The sequence below is a fragment of the Kitasatospora sp. NPDC091207 genome (assembly GCF_044768625.1).
Taxonomy (GTDB): domain Bacteria; phylum Actinomycetota; class Actinomycetes; order Streptomycetales; family Streptomycetaceae; genus Kitasatospora.
Map to the genome: position 1 here is coordinate 267,360 of NZ_JBIVVS010000002.1, position 16,511 is coordinate 283,870.

Consider the following 16,511-nt stretch of genomic DNA (forward strand, 5'->3'; position numbering starts at 1 on the left):
GCGCGTTCACCCGTTCGGATCAGCAACGGGTCTTGGCCGCGGGCTCGCACGGGTACTCATGGACACATGACCTACGCCGCCGAGCCCGCGCAGCCCCGCCCGGCCGCAGTACCGTCCGCCAGCTACCGGCTCCAGCTCCAACCCGGCTTCACCCTGCGCGACGCCACCGCCGCCGTGCCCTACCTCGCCGCCCTCGGTGTCTCGCACCTGCACCTCTCCCCGCTGCTGGAGGCCGCCCCCGGCTCCACCCACGGCTACGACACCGTCGACCACGGCCGGATCAGCGCCCAGCTCGGCGGCGAGCCGGCGCTGCGCGCGCTGGCCGCCGAGGCCCACCGGCACGACCTGCGGCTGATCGCCGACGTGGTGCCCAACCACATGGCCGTGCCCGTCCCCGAGCGGCTCAACCGGCCGCTCTGGCACGTCCTGCGGGACGGCCCGGACTCGCCGTACGCGCCCTGGTTCGACATCGACTGGGCCGCCCAGCCGGGGCCGTCGGACGCCCCCGGACGCGGCCGGGTGCTGCTGCCGCTGCTCGGCGACCGGCTCGGGGCCGTCCTCGGCGACCTCGTCGTCGACGGCGAGGAGCTGCGCTACCACGACCACGCCCTCCCGCTGCGGCCCGGCACCGCCGGCCTCCCGCTCACGGAGCTGCTCGCCCGGCAGTGGTACCGGCTCGCCTGGTGGCGGCTGGCCCGCACCGAGCTGAACTACCGGCGGTTCTTCACCGTCAACGAGCTGATCGCCGTCCGGGTCGAGGTCCCCGAGGTGTTCGAGGCGACCCACGGCGTGCTGCTGCGGCTGCACCGCGAGGGCGTCCTGGACGGGTTCCGGATCGACCACCCGGACGGCCTGGCCGACCCGCGCGGCTATCTGCGCCGGCTCGCCGGGGCCACCGGCGGCGCGTACACGGTGGTGGAGAAGATCCTCACCGGCGAGGAGCGCCTCCCCGGGGACTGGCCGTGCGCCGGGACCACCGGGTACGACGCGCTGCGCCGCATCGACGGCGTGCTCACCGACCACGCCGGCGCCGGCCGGCTGGCCGGCGCCTACGAGCGCGCCGTCGCCGGGGGCGGCGCCGACGGGGCCGGTCCCGCCGGGGAGCCGTGCGCCGACCCGCACCCGGCCGTCGCGGCCGCCCGGCGCGGGCGGGCCGACATGACCGATCCGCACGGCGAGCTGGCCGCCGAGGTCGAACGCCTGGTCCGGCTCGCCGTGCGGATCGGCGCCGCCGAGCCCGCCCACGCCGACCACGCGCCCTGGCAGCTGCGGGACGCCCTGCGGCGGGTGCTCACCGGCTACCCGGCGTACCGCCCGTACGTGCGGCCCGGCGAGCCCGCCCCGGAGGTGGCCGAGCAGCAGGTCCGGGCCGCGCTCGACGGCTCCGCGCCCGACGGCTCGGCGGACGCCGGCGGGGACGCCGGCGGGGACGCCGGCGGGGACGCCGCCGAGGACGCCACCGGGCGGCTGGTCGCCGACCTCGCCCTCGGGCGGCTGGGGAGCGGCCCCGAGAAGGACGAGTTCTGCGAGCGCTTCGCGCAGACCGCCGCCGCCGTCGCCGCCAAGGGCGTCGAGGACACCGCCTTCTACCGGTGGAACGCGCTGCTCGCCCTGAACGAGGTCGGCGGCGAACCGGCCCGGCCGGGGCTCCCGCCCGCCGCTTTCCACGACTGGTGCCGCTACGTCGAGGCGCACTGGCCGGCCACCATGACCGTGCTCTCCACCCACGACACCAAGCGCAGCGCCGACGCCCGCGCCCGCCTCGCGGTGCTGGCCGAACAGCCGGACGCCTGGGCCGCCGAGGCCGCCGCCTGGTCCACCGCCGCCGGCCCCGGGGGCGACCCGAACAGCGACTGGCTGCTCTGGCAGACCCTGGTCGCGGCCTGGCCGATCACCCCGGAGCGGCTCGTCCCCGCCCTGCTCAAGGCCGCCCGCGAGGCCAAGGCGCGGACCTCCTGGACGTCCCCCGACGCCCGCTTCGAGCAGGCCCTCGCCGACCGCGCCCGGTCCGTCCACGGCAACCCGGGGCTGCTCCCCCGGATCGAGGGGATGGTGCGGTCGCTGGCACCGCACGCCCGGGTCAACACCCTCTCCGCCGCCCTGCTGCACCTGACCGTGCCCGGCGTGCCGGACCTCTACCAGGGCAGCGAGGAGCCGCTGTACACCCTGGTCGACCCGGACAACCGGGGTGTGGTGGACCTCGGCGCGCTCGCCGCCCGGCTGACCGACTCGGCCACCGCGCGGGCGGGCGACCTCGCCCGGGAGAAGCTGCACCTGACCACCACGGCGCTGCACCTGCGCCGCCACCGGCCGCTGGGCGACTACCGGCCGCTGGCCGCCCGGGGCCGCGCCACCGACCACCTGCTGGCCTTCGCGCGCGGCGACGACGTGATCACGGCGGTCACCCGGCTGCCCTACGGGCTCGCCCGGTCCGGCGGCTGGCAGGACACCGCGCTGGACCTGCCGGCCGGCGGGGCGTGGACGGAGGAGCTGACCGGGCGCCGGTTCACGGCGGGCCCGGTACCGGTGGCGGAGCTGCTGGCGGCACAGCCGGTGGCACTGCTGACCAGGAGGGGCGAGGCGTGACGACGCGCGAGGTCCGAAGCTACGAGGTGTGGGCCCCGGCCGCCGCCGAACGGGTCGAGGTGGAGGTCGACGGCACGCGGCACCCGCTGACCCGGGACGACGGCCGGGCCGGCTGGTGGCACGGGCGGGCACCGGCCGGGGACTACGCGTTCCGGCTGGACGGCGGCCGCCCGCTGCCCGACCCGCGCTCCCCCCGGCAGCCGCACGGACCGGACGGGCCCAGCCGGGCCGTCGACCACGCGGCGTTCCGCTGGTCACAACCCCTCCGGCCCGGCCGCCCGCTGCCCGGAGCCGTCCTGTACGAGCTGCACATCGGCACCTTCACGGCCGCCGGCACCTTCGACGCCGCCGCCGACCACCTGGACCACCTGGCCGAGTTGGGCGTGGACTTCGTGGAGCTGCTGCCGGTCTGCCCGTTCCCCGGCCGGCACGGCTGGGGCTACGACGGCGTCTCGCTCTGGGCCGTGCACGAGCCCTACGGCGGCCCGGAGGGGCTGAAGCGCTTCGTGGACGCCGCGCACCGCAAGGGCCTCGGCGTCGTCCTCGACGTGGTGCACAACCACCTCGGCCCGTCCGGCAACTACCTGCCCGCCTTCGGCCCGTACTTCACCGACCGCCACCACACGCCGTGGGGCTCGGCGGTCAACCTGGACGCCCCCGGCTCGGACGAGGTGCGCCGCTACCTGATCGGCAGCGCGCTGGCCTGGCTGCGCGACTACCGGATCGACGGCCTGCGCCTGGACGCCGTGCACGCCCTCGCGGACGACCGGGCCGTCCACTTCCTGGAGGAACTCTCCCGCGAGGTCGACAGGTTGGCGATCGCCACCAACCGGCCGCTGTTCCTGGTCGCCGAGTCCGACCTCAACTCCCCCCGCACCACGACCCCGCGCGAGGCCGGCGGCCAGGGCCTGACCGCCCAGTGGAGCGACGACTTCCACCACGCGCTGCACACCGCGCTCACCGGTGAATCCCAGGGCTACTACGGCGACTTCGCCCGCGCACCGCTGGCCGCCGTGGCCAGGACGCTCACCCGCGGCTTCTTCCACGACGGCGGCTGGTCGTCGTTCCGGGGCCGCGGCCACGGCCGCCCCTTCCCGCCCGCCCACGGTCACCGGCTGCTCGGCTACCTGCAGACCCACGACCAGGTCGGCAACCGGGCGCTCGGCGACCGGCTCTCCCCCGGCCTCTCCCCCGGCCGGCTCGCCTGCGGGGCGGCCCTGGTACTCACCTCGCCGTTCACCCCGATGCTGTTCATGGGCGAGGAGTGGGGCGCGGCCACCCCCTGGCAGTACTTCACCGACCACACCGACCCGAACCTCGCCGAGGCCGTCCGCCAGGGCCGACGGCGGGAGTTCGCCGAGCACGGCTGGCGGGCGGACGCGGTGCCGGACCCCCAGGAACCGGCCACCGTCCTGCGCTCCGTCCTCGACTGGACCGAGCCGAGGCGCGCCCCGCACACCGAACTGCTCGCCTGGTACCGGACGTTGATCCGGCTGCGGCGCACCCGGCCGGAGCTCACCGACCCGGACCTCGCGGCCGTCCGGGTCGAGTACGACGAGGCGGCCGGCTGGCTGCTGCTGCACCGGGGTGACCTCCGGGTGGCCGTCAACCTGGGCGACCGGGCCGTCGAACCGCCCCTCGGGGCGGTGGATCCGGAGCCACTGGCATCCTTCGGGGAGTGCTCGCTCGACGGCGCGACACTGCGCCTGGGGCCGGACTCCGTCGCGATCGTCCGGCTCTGATCCGGCACGCGGGCGGCCCGGCACCCCGCGCGCCGGCTCACCAGAGGAAGGTGCCGATCCGCTCCCGCAGCCCGGCCGCGTCGAGGCCGTAGGCGGCCAGGTGCTCGGCGATCGAGCCGTAGTGCCGGTGCTCCTCGCGCGGCACCCCGAGGCCCAGCACCCGGTGCGGCCGGTCCGCCAGTGCCGCGTGCGCCTCCCCGGCGGACGTCCCGGCCAGGTAGGGCTCGACCAGCACCACGTCCGCGCGCCCACCCACCGCCGCCCGCAGCCCCGCCGCGTCGAACGGCCGCACGGTGGCCGCGTACAGCACGGACGCGTCCAGCCCCTCGGTGGCCGCCAGCACCGCGTCCAGCATCGGGCCGACCGCGAGCACCACGCCCTTCGAGCCCCGCCGCACGACGGTGAACCGGCCCGCCTCGACGGGCACCGCCGTCGCGTTCCGGTGTTCGGACAGGCGCAGGTAGACGTTGCGGTCGCCGTCGGCCACCGCGTGCCGCAGCAGCCGCTCCGCCTCGTCCGGGTGGCCCGGCACATGGACCGTCCAGTCCGGCAGGGTGTCCAGCAGCGCGACATCGCCCGGCGACATGTGGGTACGGCCGCCGGCCGGCCAGTCGTAGGAGCCGGCCGCGCTCACCAGCACCGCGCCCACCCCCTGGTGCACGAGGTCCAACTTGACCTGCTCGAAGGGCCGTTCGATCAGGAAGCTGGCGAAGGTGTGGGCGATCGGCCGCATCCCGGTGAGCGCCAGACCACCGGCCGCGCCGATCAGCAGCTGCTCGCGGATCCCCACGTTCACCACCCGGTCGGGGTGGCGTGCGGCGGCGGGGGCGAAACCGGCGGCGCTGATGTCGGCCAGCACCAGGGCCAGCCGGGGGTCGTCGTCGAGCAGCCGGGTGGTCACGTCGAGGAAGCGCTCGCGCATGGTGTCCATGGGGGTGAAGTCCCTTACTGGTCAGAGGTCTTGGCGGAATCGTGGGCGGCGGGGCCGGGACGGACGCGGGGGTCAGTTCCCCTTCGGCTCCACCCGGGCGACCACCACCCGCGGGCGCCCCGGGTGCTCGGCGGTGAATGCCGCGTACAGCGCCTCGTGATCGCGCCCGTCCACGGTCTCGGCCGACCAGCCCTCGGCGGCGAAGCGCGCCGCGATGCCGCCCTGCCAGCCGTGCGTGGCCGAGGAGTTGTCGATGACCACGACGTGCAGCCGGTCCAGCCCGTAGGCCCCGGCGAAGGCCACCGCCTCGTGGTTCGAGCCCTCGTCGAACTCGGCGTCGCCGAGCAGCACCCACACCGCCGGGCCGGCGAGCCCCTGGGCCCGCAGCCCGAGCGCGGAGCCGACCGCCAGCGGCAGACCGTGCCCGAGCGAGCCGGAGGCGATCTCCACCCCGGGGATCAGCGTGCGGTCCGGGTGGTGGCCGAGCGGCGAGTCGTAGGCGCCGAAACTCGGGAGGAGCGCCGGATCGATGAATCCCTTGGCCGCGAGCACCGCGTAGTACGCCATCGGACCGTGGCCCTTGGAGAGCAGGAACCGGTCGCGGTCCTGGTCCTCCGCGGTGGCCGGGGTGACGCGCAGGACGCGGTCGTAGAGCACCCACAGCACGTCCAGGGTGGAGGTGGCGGCGGGGCCGTGCTTCTCGGCGCCGGTCATCAGGCCCATCAGGTCCGTGAGCTGCTCGAAGCCGGTGGCGGTACGGGTGTTCGTCGTCATGCCCACGATGGTGCAACCTGAAGTCAGCTTGAAGTCAAGCGGCTACAGTGAGCGGCATGACCGCTCCCGCATCCGCCGGCGGCGAGGCCGCCGGGGCCTCCACCGGACCGAGCCGGCACGACCTGCTCACCATCGGCCAGCTCTCCGAACGCAGCGGCCTCGCCACCTCCGCGCTGCGCTACTACGAGAAGCTCGACCTGATCCACGCCACCCGCACCACCGGCGGCCAGCGCCGCTACACCCGCGGCACGCTGCGCCGGGTCGCCTTCGTCCGCGCCGCCCAGCGGGTCGGCCTCTCCCTCGACGAGGCCAAGGTCGCCCTGGACCGCCTCCCCGAGCACCGCGCCCCCACCGGCGCCGAGTGGGACGGCGTCGCCCGGTCCTGGCAGAGCCGGATCGACGAGCAGATCGCCGAGCTGGAGCGGCTGAAGGCCAAGCTCACCGGCTGCATCGGCTGCGGCTGCCTCTCGCTCTCCCGCTGCACCCTGTACAACGCCGCCGACCGCGCCGGCGCCGCCGGCCCCGGCGCGCGCTACCTGCTCACCCGCGACCCGGCCACCGGCCCCGAGCCGGCCCCCGGCGAGGCGCGGGCCGACGGCCACTGACCGTCACCGGGGCGCCCGGCGGACGCCCCCGCGCGGGCCGGACGGGACAGCGCGGGACCCGGTCGTCCTCCCGTCCCCGCCCCCTACCATGATCACCATGACCGAGACCGCCGCCCGCCCCGAACGACCCGGACGGCTCGCTCCCGCCGGGCGGTCGGCGATCGCGCTCGCGGCCCTCTGGGCGGCGAGCGCGCTCTGCTGGGGCCTCTTCGCCCTGACCTACGGCCCCTCCGCGCGGGAGGCCGCCGGGAGCGACAGCGACGACCTCATCGGCTACACCTTCGCGAAACTCCTCGCCGGCGCCCTCGTGGCCGCCGGTGCCGCCCTGGCGACACTCTGGCTGACGGCCTTTCTGCGGATCCGCCGGGGCCGCCCGGGCGACGGCCACGCCTGGGCCGCCGCCGTACTGTCGATCGTGAGCGTCGCCCTGTGGCTCCCGATGATCCTGGTCGCGCCCCTGCCCTGGGACACGCTGTTCATCCTCTTCCTCGGCACCACCGTCGCCGGCGGCCTGCGCGCCGCGGGCCGGGCGGACGACCTGCCCTGAGGCCGTGCGGCCCGCTCCGGCCGCCGGAGCCGGCCCGACGTCGCGGATCCGCCGACGCCGTCACGCGCAAGTGCGTGCCGTCGCACGACTCTTGTGATCACCGAGCGGGGTGGCAGACTGTAGTTCGACGTCGACCGAGAGGGAGCCACCAGAGTGGACAGTCCGACCGTCCTGCGGCGCAGGCTCGGCTCCGAGCTGCGACGACTGCGAGAGCGGGCCGGGCTCCAGGCGAAGTCCGCGGCCGACACCCTGCGGTTCAGCGCGACCAAGATCTCGCGCATCGAGTCGGGCCGGACCACACTGAAGGAATCGGACGTCCGCGCGCTGCTCGCCCTCTACGGCGTCACCGACGAGGCCGAGCTGCGGCAGTTCATCTCCCTCACCCGCCGTAGCACGCAACGGGGTTGGTGGCACGACTACGGGGACACCCTCCCCGAGTGGTTCCAGACCTACGTCGGCATGGAATCCGATGCCGAACGCATCCGTGCCTACGAGACCGAGCTGATCCCCGGCATCTTCCAGACGGCGGACTACGCGCGGGCCACGTTCCGCACCTCCCTGTCCGGACGGCACCCGGACATCGAGCCCATCGTCGACCGGCGGGCCGAACTGCGCATGCGGCGGCAGGAGGTCTTCGCCCGCCCGACCCCGCCGACGGTCTGGGCGGTCCTCAACGAAGCGGTACTGCGCCGCTCGGTCGGCGGCCCCCGCGTCATGCGGGAGCAGGTGGCCCACCTGGTCCGGCTCGCCCAGCGGCCGACGGTGCGGATCCAGCTGCTCCCCTTCAGCGCCGGGGCCCATCCGGCGATGAGCATGGCCTTCCACATCCTCTCCTTCGCCGACGTGCCGGACCGGATCGTCTACATCGAGGCGCTGACGAGCAGTCAGTACCTGGAGCGGGAACCGGATGTCGCCCGTCACGAGTTCATCTTCGAACAGCTTGCGGAATCCGCGATGAGCCCCGAGGATTCGCTGTCCTGGATGAGCGAACTCGTAGCAGAGGGGTACGGACATGACGGCTGACCTCATGTGGCGCAAGAGCACCTTCAGCGGCGGAGAGGGCGGCAACTGCGTCGAGGTCGCGTCCGGCGACCCCGGTGCGGTACCGGTCCGGGACAGCAAGGACCCGAAGGGACCCGCCCTGAGCTTCACCGCCGACGCCTGGCGGTCCTTCCTCGCCGCCCTCCGCGCCGGCGACCTCCCCGCCCACCCCTGACGCCGGCCGCCCCCGCCCCGGCATCCACGGCCGGGGGCGGGAGCTGGGACGGGAGCCGGGGCGGGCCCCGCCCAACCCTTCGGACCCGGAGGCCCGTTGTGGTCTACTGCCGGTCATGCCGCTGCTGATGCTGGATCTCGACAACACCCTGATCGACCGTGACGCCGCCTTCCTGGCCTCCGTCCGGGCCTTCCTGGCGGAACACCGGCTGCCCGGCGGCGATCTCGGCTGGTTCGCGGAACTCGACGCGAGCGGGTACACGCCCGACGACCGGATGGCCGCCGCGATCGCCGCGCGGTACGGGAGTTCGGTGTCCGCGAGCGCCGTCGACGCCCTGCTCGACAACGGCGGCGCCGATCTCGTGGTGCTCGCCGAGTCCACCCGCCGGGCCCTGGCCCGGGCGCGGGCCGACGGGTGGACGTGCGTCATCGTCACCAACGGCGCCACCGTGCAGCAGGAGGCGAAGATCCGCCGCACCGGGCTCGACCGGCTCGTCCAGGGCTGGGTGGTCTCCGAGGCCGTGGGCCACAAGAAGCCCGGGTCGGAGATCTTCCGCGCCGCGGCCGAGGCGGTCGGGCACCCCCTGCCCGGCGCCTGGATGATCGGCGACTCGGCGCACGCCGACATCGCGGGCGCGCACGCGCTCGGCCTGCGCAGCGTCTGGGTGTCGGCCGGCCGGCCGTGGACGGCGGACGCGTACCGGCCCACCCTGGTCGCCGAGGACGTCGCCACCGCGATCGGCCACGCCGTCGGCGGCGCGACCGCCGCTTCGTGACGGCCCGGAAAGCTTTACCTCCTGCTGGGGAACGCCGCCCCCCGCCGACGCCCCGAACGCCCGCCCGACGGCCCCCGAAGGCCGCTCCGCCGGGCGGACGTACCGGGGCCGGTGGGTGGCCTCCCACGCCGTCCGACAGGGCGCGGGCGGCACTCCCACGGGCTTCCGACCCGCCCCCGGCCGGCTCATCGCATAGCCTCTGACCAGCCACTTTTCCCTCTGCGGCGACTAATGTTCAGGAGAGCGCGGACGGCTTGGCGTCCGCCCGTGGAGAGGACTCGATTGCACCGCGACATCCGCACCACCGACGACGTCCTGCGCATGCTGGACCGGCTCTTCCTCCCCGACGCCGACCGGTGGACGGAGGACGCCGCCGACTGGTGGGACCGGTTCTACGCGGACCGTTCCGCGCAGCGCCCCTTCTTCGTCCCCAAGCCCGACGAGAACCTGGTCTCCTACCTGGACCGCGGCCTGCTCACCCCCGGCCGCGCCCTCGACCTCGGCGCCGGCCCCGGACGCAACGCCATCCACCTCGCCTCGCGCGGCTTCGAGGTGGACGCCGTCGACCTCTCCCCCACCGCCGTCGCCTGGGCCGAGGAACGGGCCCGCGAGGCCGGTGTCGACGTCCGCTTCCACCGCGGCAACATCTTCGAGGTCGAGCTGCCGACCGGGCAGTACGACGTGGTGTACGACTCCGGCTGCCTGCACCACCTCCCGCCGCACCGGCGGATCAGCTATCTCGCCCTCCTGGAGCGCGTGTTGAAGCCCGGCGGCCACCTCGTCGTGAACGCCTTCGCGGCCGGCGCCATGGGCTCCGAGCTCCCCGACGAGGAGCTCTACCGCAACGGCCGGCTCGACGGCGGCCTCGCCTACACGCCCGACGAACTTCGGTACCTGTTCTCGGAGTTCACCGAGATCGAGATCCGCCCGATGGAGCCCCAGGGCCCCGACGCACCGCTCTTCGGCATCCCGGTGCTGCTGAGCGCGCTGTTCCGCCGCCCGGTCCGGTAGCCGGGCCGGGCCGACGACGTGCGCCGAAGTGGCCTGCCGCCGACCCCCGTTGGCAGCAGGCCGCTTCGGTCTACCGCTGCGGCACCGGGGCCGGGGCGGCACTCGCCGCCGACGCGATCAGGAGCGTCGGGGTGCCCCCGCTCCAGCGCGGCCCCGGATCCGTTTGTCGGTGGACGGCGGTCATAGGGCCTCTCCCGTCTCCGTGACGGACCACGGCACGTCCCACATCGAGAGGTCCCCGGCCTGCTCGCCCAGTGGGGCGCCGAGGGCGTCGGCACCGGTGGACAGCCTGGCGTAGCGCGCGTCCCAGTCATCGAGCACGTCGGCCCCCTCCCCCCGCGGGCCCAGCGGCCGCTCCCCCCGCAGCGGCGCGAAGTCCTGCATATGTGCTTCCCTTCCCAAATATCGCTACCGGCTACCGGCACCCGCGTGCTCGCGTATTCCCGCACGCGAGCACGCGGGTGCCGGTCTTCGAGGCTCTGGCCCCGACTTGGGTCCGCGGGCCGGCCGGCGGGCCGGGCCGCGGACCCTGGACGCGGGTCAGTGGCGAGCGGGCCGGCGGGTCAACTCTCCCTGCGGGGCAGCGGGACCGGCGCGGTCCGGGCCTTCTCGTCCGCCCGCCTCAACTCGCGCGAGACGGTGGACGCGGAGATCCGGAGCGCCTCGGCGATCTCCACCCCCGTCCACAGCCAGATGTGGCGCAGTTCCCAGATTCTGGCCCGCCGGTCGTCGCCGATCTCCTTCCGGACGATCAACAGCATCTCCTCGAACTCCAGGCGCGCACCGGGGTTGGCGGCGTCCGGGTCGGGCTCCCGGGCCGCCGCGTGCCGGCTCCCCTCGGGGATCACGGCCACCGGCTCCTCGCGGCGGACGGCGGCCGACCGCCAGTGGTCGATGGCCATCCGCCGTGCCACGGTGGTGGCGTAGGCGATCACCGGCTTGTGGAACACCGTCCCCTTGCGCACCTCGTTGATGACGACCATGCAGGTCCTCGCCGCGATGTTCTCGGCGACCTGTTCGTCGGGTGTGATCTCGCGGAGACTGGTCACCAGACGCGGCTGGAGCTCGCGGACCAGCTCCTTGAGCCGCGCCTCGCTCATCGGCGCCGACGAGGACGAGCCGGTCGCGCCCGTCCCTTCCGACTTCGCCATGGGCGTCCTTCCGTCGGGCTTCGCGAGGGTGATCCAACGCCACCCCTCACCCCCATGACGGAGCCGGGCCTCGATTTCTTGCACCTGCAACGCGAGCCGCCCCGGCCACGTCGAGGGAGCATGGACGACTCCACACTCCTGTCCCTGCCCCTGTCCCTGTCCCTGCCCCGGCACCACCTGGCGCATGCCGTCCTCCTCGGTGAGGACCTGGTCGGCTGGCGCACCGCGCTGGTGGCCGCAGCGATGGCCGCGGTGCTCCTCGAACTCACCACCGCAGCGGTCCGGAGGGCCCTGCGGCGGCTGCCCGGCGCCCTCCTGACCGTGCTGGTCCGTCCGCAGCTTCCCGGCGCGGCCTGGATCCGGCTGAAGCCCGGCTGGGAGGGCGAGTTGGCGAGGAGGCTGGCTCCCGGGCCGGACCGTCGGCGGCGCCTGCTGGGCGCCGTCCGGTTCGTGCTCGCGCTCGCGTCCGGCGGCGCCGGCCGGCAGGCCCTCGCGCTCGGCCTGGCGCCGCGCCGGGACCGTCCGCGCCGGTAGCACCGGACGGCCACTGCGGTCCGGTCGGTCCCGCGCACCCGGCACGGGACCGACCGGACCCGATCTACCGCCCGTCCGCCGTGACCGCGGCCTCGTACGCGAGGAGGGTGTCCACGAACATCCGTCGCTGCTCCGGGGTCAGGGGGGCCAGCGCCGTGCGCCAGGCGGCCGCCCCCGGGGCGAGCCAGCCGGCGATGGCGGGCTGCTGGTCCGGGGCGATGGCGATGATCCGGCGGCGGCGGTCGGCCTCGTCCTCACGCCGTTCCAGGATCCCCTGGCGGTTCAGCTCGCCGACCATCAGGCTCACCGTGGTGGGCGCCACCTCCAGGCGGCCGGCCAACTCGTTGACGGTCATCGGGCCGTCGAAGAGCAGGTAGGAGAGCAGCGACAGGTGCCGGGGCGCGAGGTCGAAGGACCGCAGTGCCTCGGGCAGCGGAATCCTCTTCACCCGGCCGACCATCCGCGGCATGAGCAGCAGCAACGCCCGGACCGCGTCGTCGACCCCCCGCTCGTCGCCGTCCGCGCCCGCCTTCGGCGTTGACATCGCGCACCCCTCTCCCTATACCTTTGCCATCAAAGATTCTTTACGTGCAAAGCGAATTCACGTCCATGGTACGAACCGATCCGAACGGAGCTCCACCATGCCGCACTACAGCCTGCACATCCGCGAGGAAGCCCTCGACGGGACCATCGAACCCCGGCTGATCGGCGCCCTCACCGACGCCGTCGCCGCCGTCTTCGGCGAGGGCGTCCGGCCGCTCGTCGGCGTGGAGCTGATCGGCGTCCCGCGGAACCGCCGGGGCAGCGGCGGCGTGGTGACCGACCAGGACGCCCCGGAGGTCACCTTCAGCATGCGCGAGGCCGCCTTCCACCTGGACGCCGTCCCGGACGCGCCCGCCCGCCTCATCGCCGCCACCTACGACGCCCTCGCCGGCGTCCTCGGCGAGGAGAGCCGCCGGCAGACCGTCGTCACCGTCGTGGGCGTACCCCGGGGTCGCTCCGGCGTGGCCGGCGAGGTGGCTTGACCGAGGGCCCCGGGCGGGCCCGAGCGAGGCGGCCCGAACAGCGGGGCGCGGCGGCCGGGACCTCCGACCGCCGAGCCCCTGCGCCCGCCCGCGCCGCTACGCCACGAAGGCGAGCGGCATCACGCGGCCGCCGTCGGTCAGCAGCGTCGCCACCGCGCTCACCGCGCCGGTGGCGAGGTCGACCTTCAGGACCAGCACCCGGCTCCCCTGGTTCTCCGAGCCGTGCTGGATCGTGGTGTACGCCGCCCGGCCGGCGCGGTCCACCACGAACGCCTCCTCCTGGACGGCGGCCCCCCAGAACTGCTCGGGGATGGTGGCGAGCGGCTTGAGCGCGACGCGCGGGTGGGCCGGGTCGGCGGTGTCCACGGTGGCGAGCGCGAGCTCCCGCCCTGCGGCACTGAGGACCTGACGGTCACCCACCAGCGCCTTGGGGCTGAGCACCCCGCCGCTCACCTCGGCGACCGGGTTGGCGGCGAGCGTGGCCACCGGGCCGACCCGGACCGTCCCCCCGTCGTCCGCGGCGACGGTCAGCGAGCCGTCGCCGTTGGCCACCGCCCGCTTCGCCGTCTGCGCGGACACCACCCGGCCGCCGAGGAAGGCGAGCGCCTCGGGGGGCCGTACGCCGATCCCCTCCACCGGGTGCTCCCCGGTGCCGTCCGGCCGGACGGCCCGCAGCCGCCCGTCGACCGCCGGGCCGCTCGACTCGGTCCAGTGCACGACCTCACCGCTCACCGGGTCGACCACCGGGGCGCTCTGGCGGGTGCCCGCGCCGGTGGCCGGCAGGCCGGAGATGTCCTTGAGGTCGGTCGGGCCGCCCTGGCCGAGCACCGAGACGCGCGGCTCGCCGGGGTTCGCCACGTCCTGGAAGCCGTACTGGGCGGTGCCGACCATGCCGGCGAAGCCGGCGGTGAACCCGGCCGGGCTCGCACAGCCGCGGACGTTGGTCGGCGGCTTGGCCAGCCCGTTGGAGACCGCGAAGCTCCGCACCTTCGTCGCCGCGCCGTCCGCGCCGACGGCGACCAGGACGCAGCGCTCCTCCGGCGTCCCCGCGCGGGTGCTCACCGAGAGGACCAGCCCCTTGGCCTCGGTGGCGGCGGGCAGCGCGTCGAGCAGCACCTTCTCCGGGAACCGCACCCCGGTCGCCGGCCCGCTACCGGCCCCCGTCGCCGTGGCCGCCGAGGTGGCCTCCCCCGTTCCCCCGCCGCCGCTCTGGCATGCCGTCAACGCCAGCAGCGGCACGGCGGCCGCCGTCAGGACAGCACTGCGCAAGGGCCTCATGCCCCCCACCTCCACCCGTTCGGTTTCGGGCCCAGGGTAACCGGGCCCGAAACCGGGGCACGCGGCGGCGGCCGCGATCAGCCCAGCGGGTGGTCGGGGGCGAGGGCAGCCGCGACGCGTTTGGTGACGGTGTCGGCGTTGTTGCCCCCGGGGGCGTCGCACTCCTTGGTCACGGTGACGGCGATGGCGAGCCGACCGGCCGGCAGGTAGGCCTGGACGGCGGCGAAGCCGGCGAAGGACGGGTTCTGCACCACCCAGCCGTTCACCACGGTGACGCCGAGCCCGAAGTGCCGCGCCTCGGTGGTGAAGCCCGGCAGGCAGACGGTCTCCGGGCAGGTCGCGGTCGGCCCGGGGAGTCCGACCGTGCCGGGGTCGAGCTGGGTCCGGTAGGCGGCCGGCGAGAGCAGTTCCCCCGCGCCGACGGCCTCGGCCGGTTCGGCGGGGACACCGGTCATCGACTCGCCGAGGGCGCCGGTGACGAGCTCCCGGCCGTCGACGGTCACCCGCAGCACCACCGACGTGAGGTGGAGTTCCTCCTTCGCCCGCCGGGCGATGTCGAGCACCTCGCGGGCCGGCCCGTCCGCGGGCTCGGGGGAGCTGACACAGGGCCGGTACTCCGGCACGCCGGCGACGGCCGCGGCCGTGGTCTGGAGGCCGGTGGCGATCAGTGTGGCGGCGCAGAGCAGGGCCGCCGTCCGTGTACGCGTCATGGACGCGCTATGGGCGGAGGGGCCCGTCGAACCCGCGCACGCCACTCCGCCGGGTACCCCGTACGGCGGGCGGTCCCGGCGGGGCCCGCAGGCCCCGGGGGGGCGACGCGGCCGGGGCCGGGAAGGTGCCGGGACCGTCTTGACGGCGGCGACGGGCGATGACCTACCGTGAGCCCCGAAAGGGGGCCACCATGACGACCGGCCAGCTACCGGACTCCACCGCACCGGCGGGGAATTCCCTGCTCCTCGACCACGCCCGCCCGTTCCCCGAGCGGGTCGCCGCGGCGGCCCGGGCCTGGGACGAAGCCGGCCGCGACCCGGCCGGCCTGGTGGACGGCAGGGCCTTCTTCGCCCTCCGCTGCTGGCAGTTGGCCGCCGCGGCCCGGGGCGAGCGGGCCGGCGAACCGACCGCGGCCTTCCTCGACCGGGCCTACGACGCCCTCGGCGGCCGCTCCGGCTGGGACCTGACGCTGCGGCAGCGGGCCGTCTGTGCCTGCCACGGGGACACCTGGCGGCTGGAGAACATCGAGGTCTGCCTCGGGTGCCTGCGCTACCTCTGCTACCAGCTCGACGGTCCGTGCTGCGAGGGCGCCGAGATCGTCGGGTAGGTCCGGTCCGGTACCGCGGGTCGTGCACGCCGTCCCCCGGTCCCGACGCCCCCGGACCGACCGGGACGACCGGCCGACGGGACCGTCACCCGTCGAGCAGCCGCGCCAGCATTGCCGCCGGCCCCTCGGGCAGGCTGCCGTGCACCAGCTCCGTCCGGTGGACCAGTCGCGGCTCACCGACGGGTACCGCGACGACGCCCGCCGCTCCCGCCACCGCCGAGTCCGGGAGGACGACCAGGCCGTGGCCGGCGGCGACCAGGGCGAGCAGCCCGCGCACGTCGGTGCCCAGGTACCGGGCGGCCGGCCGGAAGCCGTCGACGGCGGTGGCGGCGCGCAGCCGGGCGGCGCCGGGGGCGATGTCGGGGGCGTCCAGCCAGCGGGCGGCGGAGAGGTCGGCCAGGGCCAGGCCGCGGTGACCGGCCAGCGGGTGCCCGGCGGGCAGGGCGACGGCGAGCGGCCGCTCGTCGACGGCGACGGTGCTGAGCGGGCCGACGTCCGGCAGCGGCAGCGGATCGCTGGGCGCGGCGAGGCCGTCGATCAGGGCGAGGTCCACCTCGCCGGTGGCGACCAGGGCCGGCAGCGCCTCCTGGGCGACCACCCGTACGGCGAGGTCCACCCGCGGGTACTCCCGGCGCACCTCGGCGAGCGCGCGCCCGAGGGCCGGGTCGACCGCCAGCGGGGTGGCACCGAGCAGCAGGCGGGCGGCCGGGGCACCGGCCAGGCGTGCGACATCGGCCCGCGCCGCGTCGAGCCGCAGCAGCAGTGGACCGGCGTGCTCCAGCAGCCGCGCGCCCGCCTCGGTCGGGCCGACCGGGCGGCGGACCAGCAGGCTGGTCCCGAGGTCCGCCTCCAGGGCCGCGATCTGCTGGGAGACGGCGGACTGGGTGTAGCCGAGTTCTCCGGCCGCCGCGGAGAAGGAACCCAGCCGGGCCACGGTGACGAAGGTGCGCAGCTGGTGCGGGTCCATGGCTATCAGTACCTCTGATCGAAGGGTCAGAAATCATCGTTGGCACTGATG

At 75.4% G+C, this 16,511-nt stretch carries 19 protein-coding genes; 11 read left to right on the forward strand and 8 right to left on the reverse strand.

Annotated elements, in window-relative coordinates; genetic code table 11:
- Window positions 1-66 precede the first annotated feature (66 nt).
- Together treY and treZ are read left to right on the forward strand one after the other, a co-directional pair.
- A complete protein-coding gene (gene treY, locus ACIQTO_RS05860) occupies window positions 67-2,586 on the forward strand; it encodes a malto-oligosyltrehalose synthase (RefSeq protein WP_402383386.1) in 2,520 nt (839 codons plus the stop codon).
- Window positions 2,583-4,328: a malto-oligosyltrehalose trehalohydrolase gene (gene treZ / locus ACIQTO_RS05865; protein WP_402383389.1), complete on the forward strand. Its 1,746-nt coding sequence runs from the start codon at window positions 2,583-2,585 to the stop codon at window positions 4,326-4,328. Before treY ends, treZ begins: the two co-directional genes overlap by 4 nt.
- A gap of 37 nt (window positions 4,329-4,365) precedes the next feature.
- Here treZ and ACIQTO_RS05870 read toward each other — a convergent pair whose 3' ends face one another.
- Window positions 4,366-5,259 (reverse strand): transketolase family protein, encoded by an 894-nt coding sequence (locus tag ACIQTO_RS05870; RefSeq protein ID WP_402383392.1) that lies wholly within the window; start codon window positions 5,257-5,259, stop codon window positions 4,366-4,368.
- A 72-nt stretch (window positions 5,260-5,331) separates the two neighbouring features.
- Window positions 5,332-6,033 carry a transketolase gene (locus ACIQTO_RS05875; RefSeq protein ID WP_402383394.1) on the reverse strand — a complete coding sequence of 234 codons (702 nt, stop codon included), beginning with the start codon at window positions 6,031-6,033 and terminating at the stop codon, window positions 5,332-5,334.
- A gap of 56 nt (window positions 6,034-6,089) precedes the next feature.
- Here ACIQTO_RS05875 and soxR point away from each other — a divergent pair, with 56 nt between their 5' ends.
- The 6 genes from soxR to ACIQTO_RS05905 all read left to right on the forward strand — a co-directional run bounded on the left by soxR (window position 6,090) and on the right by ACIQTO_RS05905 (window position 10,187).
- Window positions 6,090-6,638 carry a redox-sensitive transcriptional activator SoxR gene (gene soxR / locus ACIQTO_RS05880; RefSeq protein ID WP_402383396.1) on the forward strand — a complete coding sequence of 183 codons (549 nt, stop codon included), beginning with the start codon at window positions 6,090-6,092 and terminating at the stop codon, window positions 6,636-6,638.
- 97 nt (window positions 6,639-6,735) lie between these two features.
- The gene (locus tag ACIQTO_RS05885) at window positions 6,736-7,185 is read left to right on the forward strand and encodes a hypothetical protein (RefSeq protein WP_402383399.1); all 450 of its coding nucleotides are present in this window, start codon (window positions 6,736-6,738) and stop codon (window positions 7,183-7,185) included.
- A gap of 153 nt (window positions 7,186-7,338) precedes the next feature.
- A complete protein-coding gene (locus ACIQTO_RS05890) occupies window positions 7,339-8,208 on the forward strand; it encodes a helix-turn-helix domain-containing protein (protein WP_402383401.1) in 870 nt (289 codons plus the stop codon).
- Window positions 8,198-8,401: a DUF397 domain-containing protein gene (locus ACIQTO_RS05895; RefSeq protein WP_402383404.1), complete on the forward strand. Its 204-nt coding sequence runs from the start codon at window positions 8,198-8,200 to the stop codon at window positions 8,399-8,401. The genes ACIQTO_RS05890 and ACIQTO_RS05895 overlap by 11 nt, the downstream gene beginning before the upstream one ends.
- Window positions 8,402-8,516: 115 nt before the next feature.
- Window positions 8,517-9,176 carry an HAD family hydrolase gene (locus ACIQTO_RS05900; protein WP_402383406.1) on the forward strand — a complete coding sequence of 220 codons (660 nt, stop codon included), beginning with the start codon at window positions 8,517-8,519 and terminating at the stop codon, window positions 9,174-9,176.
- A gap of 282 nt (window positions 9,177-9,458) precedes the next feature.
- A complete protein-coding gene (locus ACIQTO_RS05905; protein ID WP_402384239.1) occupies window positions 9,459-10,187 on the forward strand; it encodes a class I SAM-dependent methyltransferase in 729 nt (242 codons plus the stop codon).
- 180 nt (window positions 10,188-10,367) lie between these two features.
- Here the strand turns inward: ACIQTO_RS05905 and ACIQTO_RS05910 are convergent, their stop codons facing one another.
- Together ACIQTO_RS05910 and ACIQTO_RS05915 are read right to left on the reverse strand one after the other, a co-directional pair.
- Window positions 10,368-10,571, reverse strand: coding sequence for a hypothetical protein (locus ACIQTO_RS05910; RefSeq protein ID WP_402383408.1), 204 nt, complete (start codon window positions 10,569-10,571; stop codon window positions 10,368-10,370).
- 179 nt (window positions 10,572-10,750) lie between these two features.
- Entirely contained in the window at window positions 10,751-11,338 is a 588-nt protein-coding gene (locus ACIQTO_RS05915) for an RNA polymerase sigma factor (RefSeq protein WP_402383410.1), read from the reverse strand.
- Window positions 11,339-11,458: 120 nt separating this feature from the next.
- On the opposite strand from ACIQTO_RS05915, the gene ACIQTO_RS05920 reads away from it, so the two are divergent.
- Window positions 11,459-11,872, forward strand: a complete 414-nt coding sequence (locus ACIQTO_RS05920) for a hypothetical protein (RefSeq protein ID WP_402383413.1) — start codon at window positions 11,459-11,461, stop codon at window positions 11,870-11,872.
- Between the two features lie 64 nt (window positions 11,873-11,936).
- On the opposite strand, the gene ACIQTO_RS05925 is transcribed toward ACIQTO_RS05920, so the two are convergent.
- Entirely contained in the window at window positions 11,937-12,416 is a 480-nt protein-coding gene (locus ACIQTO_RS05925) for a MarR family winged helix-turn-helix transcriptional regulator (RefSeq protein ID WP_402383416.1), read from the reverse strand.
- A 97-nt stretch (window positions 12,417-12,513) separates the two neighbouring features.
- Between ACIQTO_RS05925 and ACIQTO_RS05930 the strand changes: the two genes are divergently transcribed.
- The gene (locus ACIQTO_RS05930) at window positions 12,514-12,897 is read left to right on the forward strand and encodes a hypothetical protein (RefSeq protein ID WP_402383419.1); all 384 of its coding nucleotides are present in this window, start codon (window positions 12,514-12,516) and stop codon (window positions 12,895-12,897) included.
- A 96-nt stretch (window positions 12,898-12,993) separates the two neighbouring features.
- On the opposite strand, the gene ACIQTO_RS05935 is transcribed toward ACIQTO_RS05930, so the two are convergent.
- Both ACIQTO_RS05935 and ACIQTO_RS05940 read right to left on the reverse strand, forming a co-directional pair.
- Entirely contained in the window at window positions 12,994-14,175 is a 1,182-nt protein-coding gene (locus tag ACIQTO_RS05935) for a hypothetical protein (RefSeq protein ID WP_402383422.1), read from the reverse strand.
- A gap of 77 nt (window positions 14,176-14,252) precedes the next feature.
- Window positions 14,253-14,885, reverse strand: a complete 633-nt coding sequence (locus tag ACIQTO_RS05940) for a hypothetical protein (protein WP_402383424.1) — start codon at window positions 14,883-14,885, stop codon at window positions 14,253-14,255.
- 191 nt (window positions 14,886-15,076) lie between these two features.
- Here ACIQTO_RS05940 and ACIQTO_RS05945 point away from each other — a divergent pair, with 191 nt between their 5' ends.
- Window positions 15,077-15,493 carry a hypothetical protein gene (locus tag ACIQTO_RS05945; RefSeq protein WP_402383427.1) on the forward strand — a complete coding sequence of 139 codons (417 nt, stop codon included), beginning with the start codon at window positions 15,077-15,079 and terminating at the stop codon, window positions 15,491-15,493.
- Between the two features lie 85 nt (window positions 15,494-15,578).
- Here ACIQTO_RS05945 and ACIQTO_RS05950 read toward each other — a convergent pair whose 3' ends face one another.
- Complete coding sequence (locus ACIQTO_RS05950) at window positions 15,579-16,460, reverse strand: LysR family transcriptional regulator (protein ID WP_402383429.1); 882 nt, start codon at window positions 16,458-16,460, stop codon at window positions 15,579-15,581.
- Window positions 16,461-16,511: the final 51 nt, after the last annotated feature.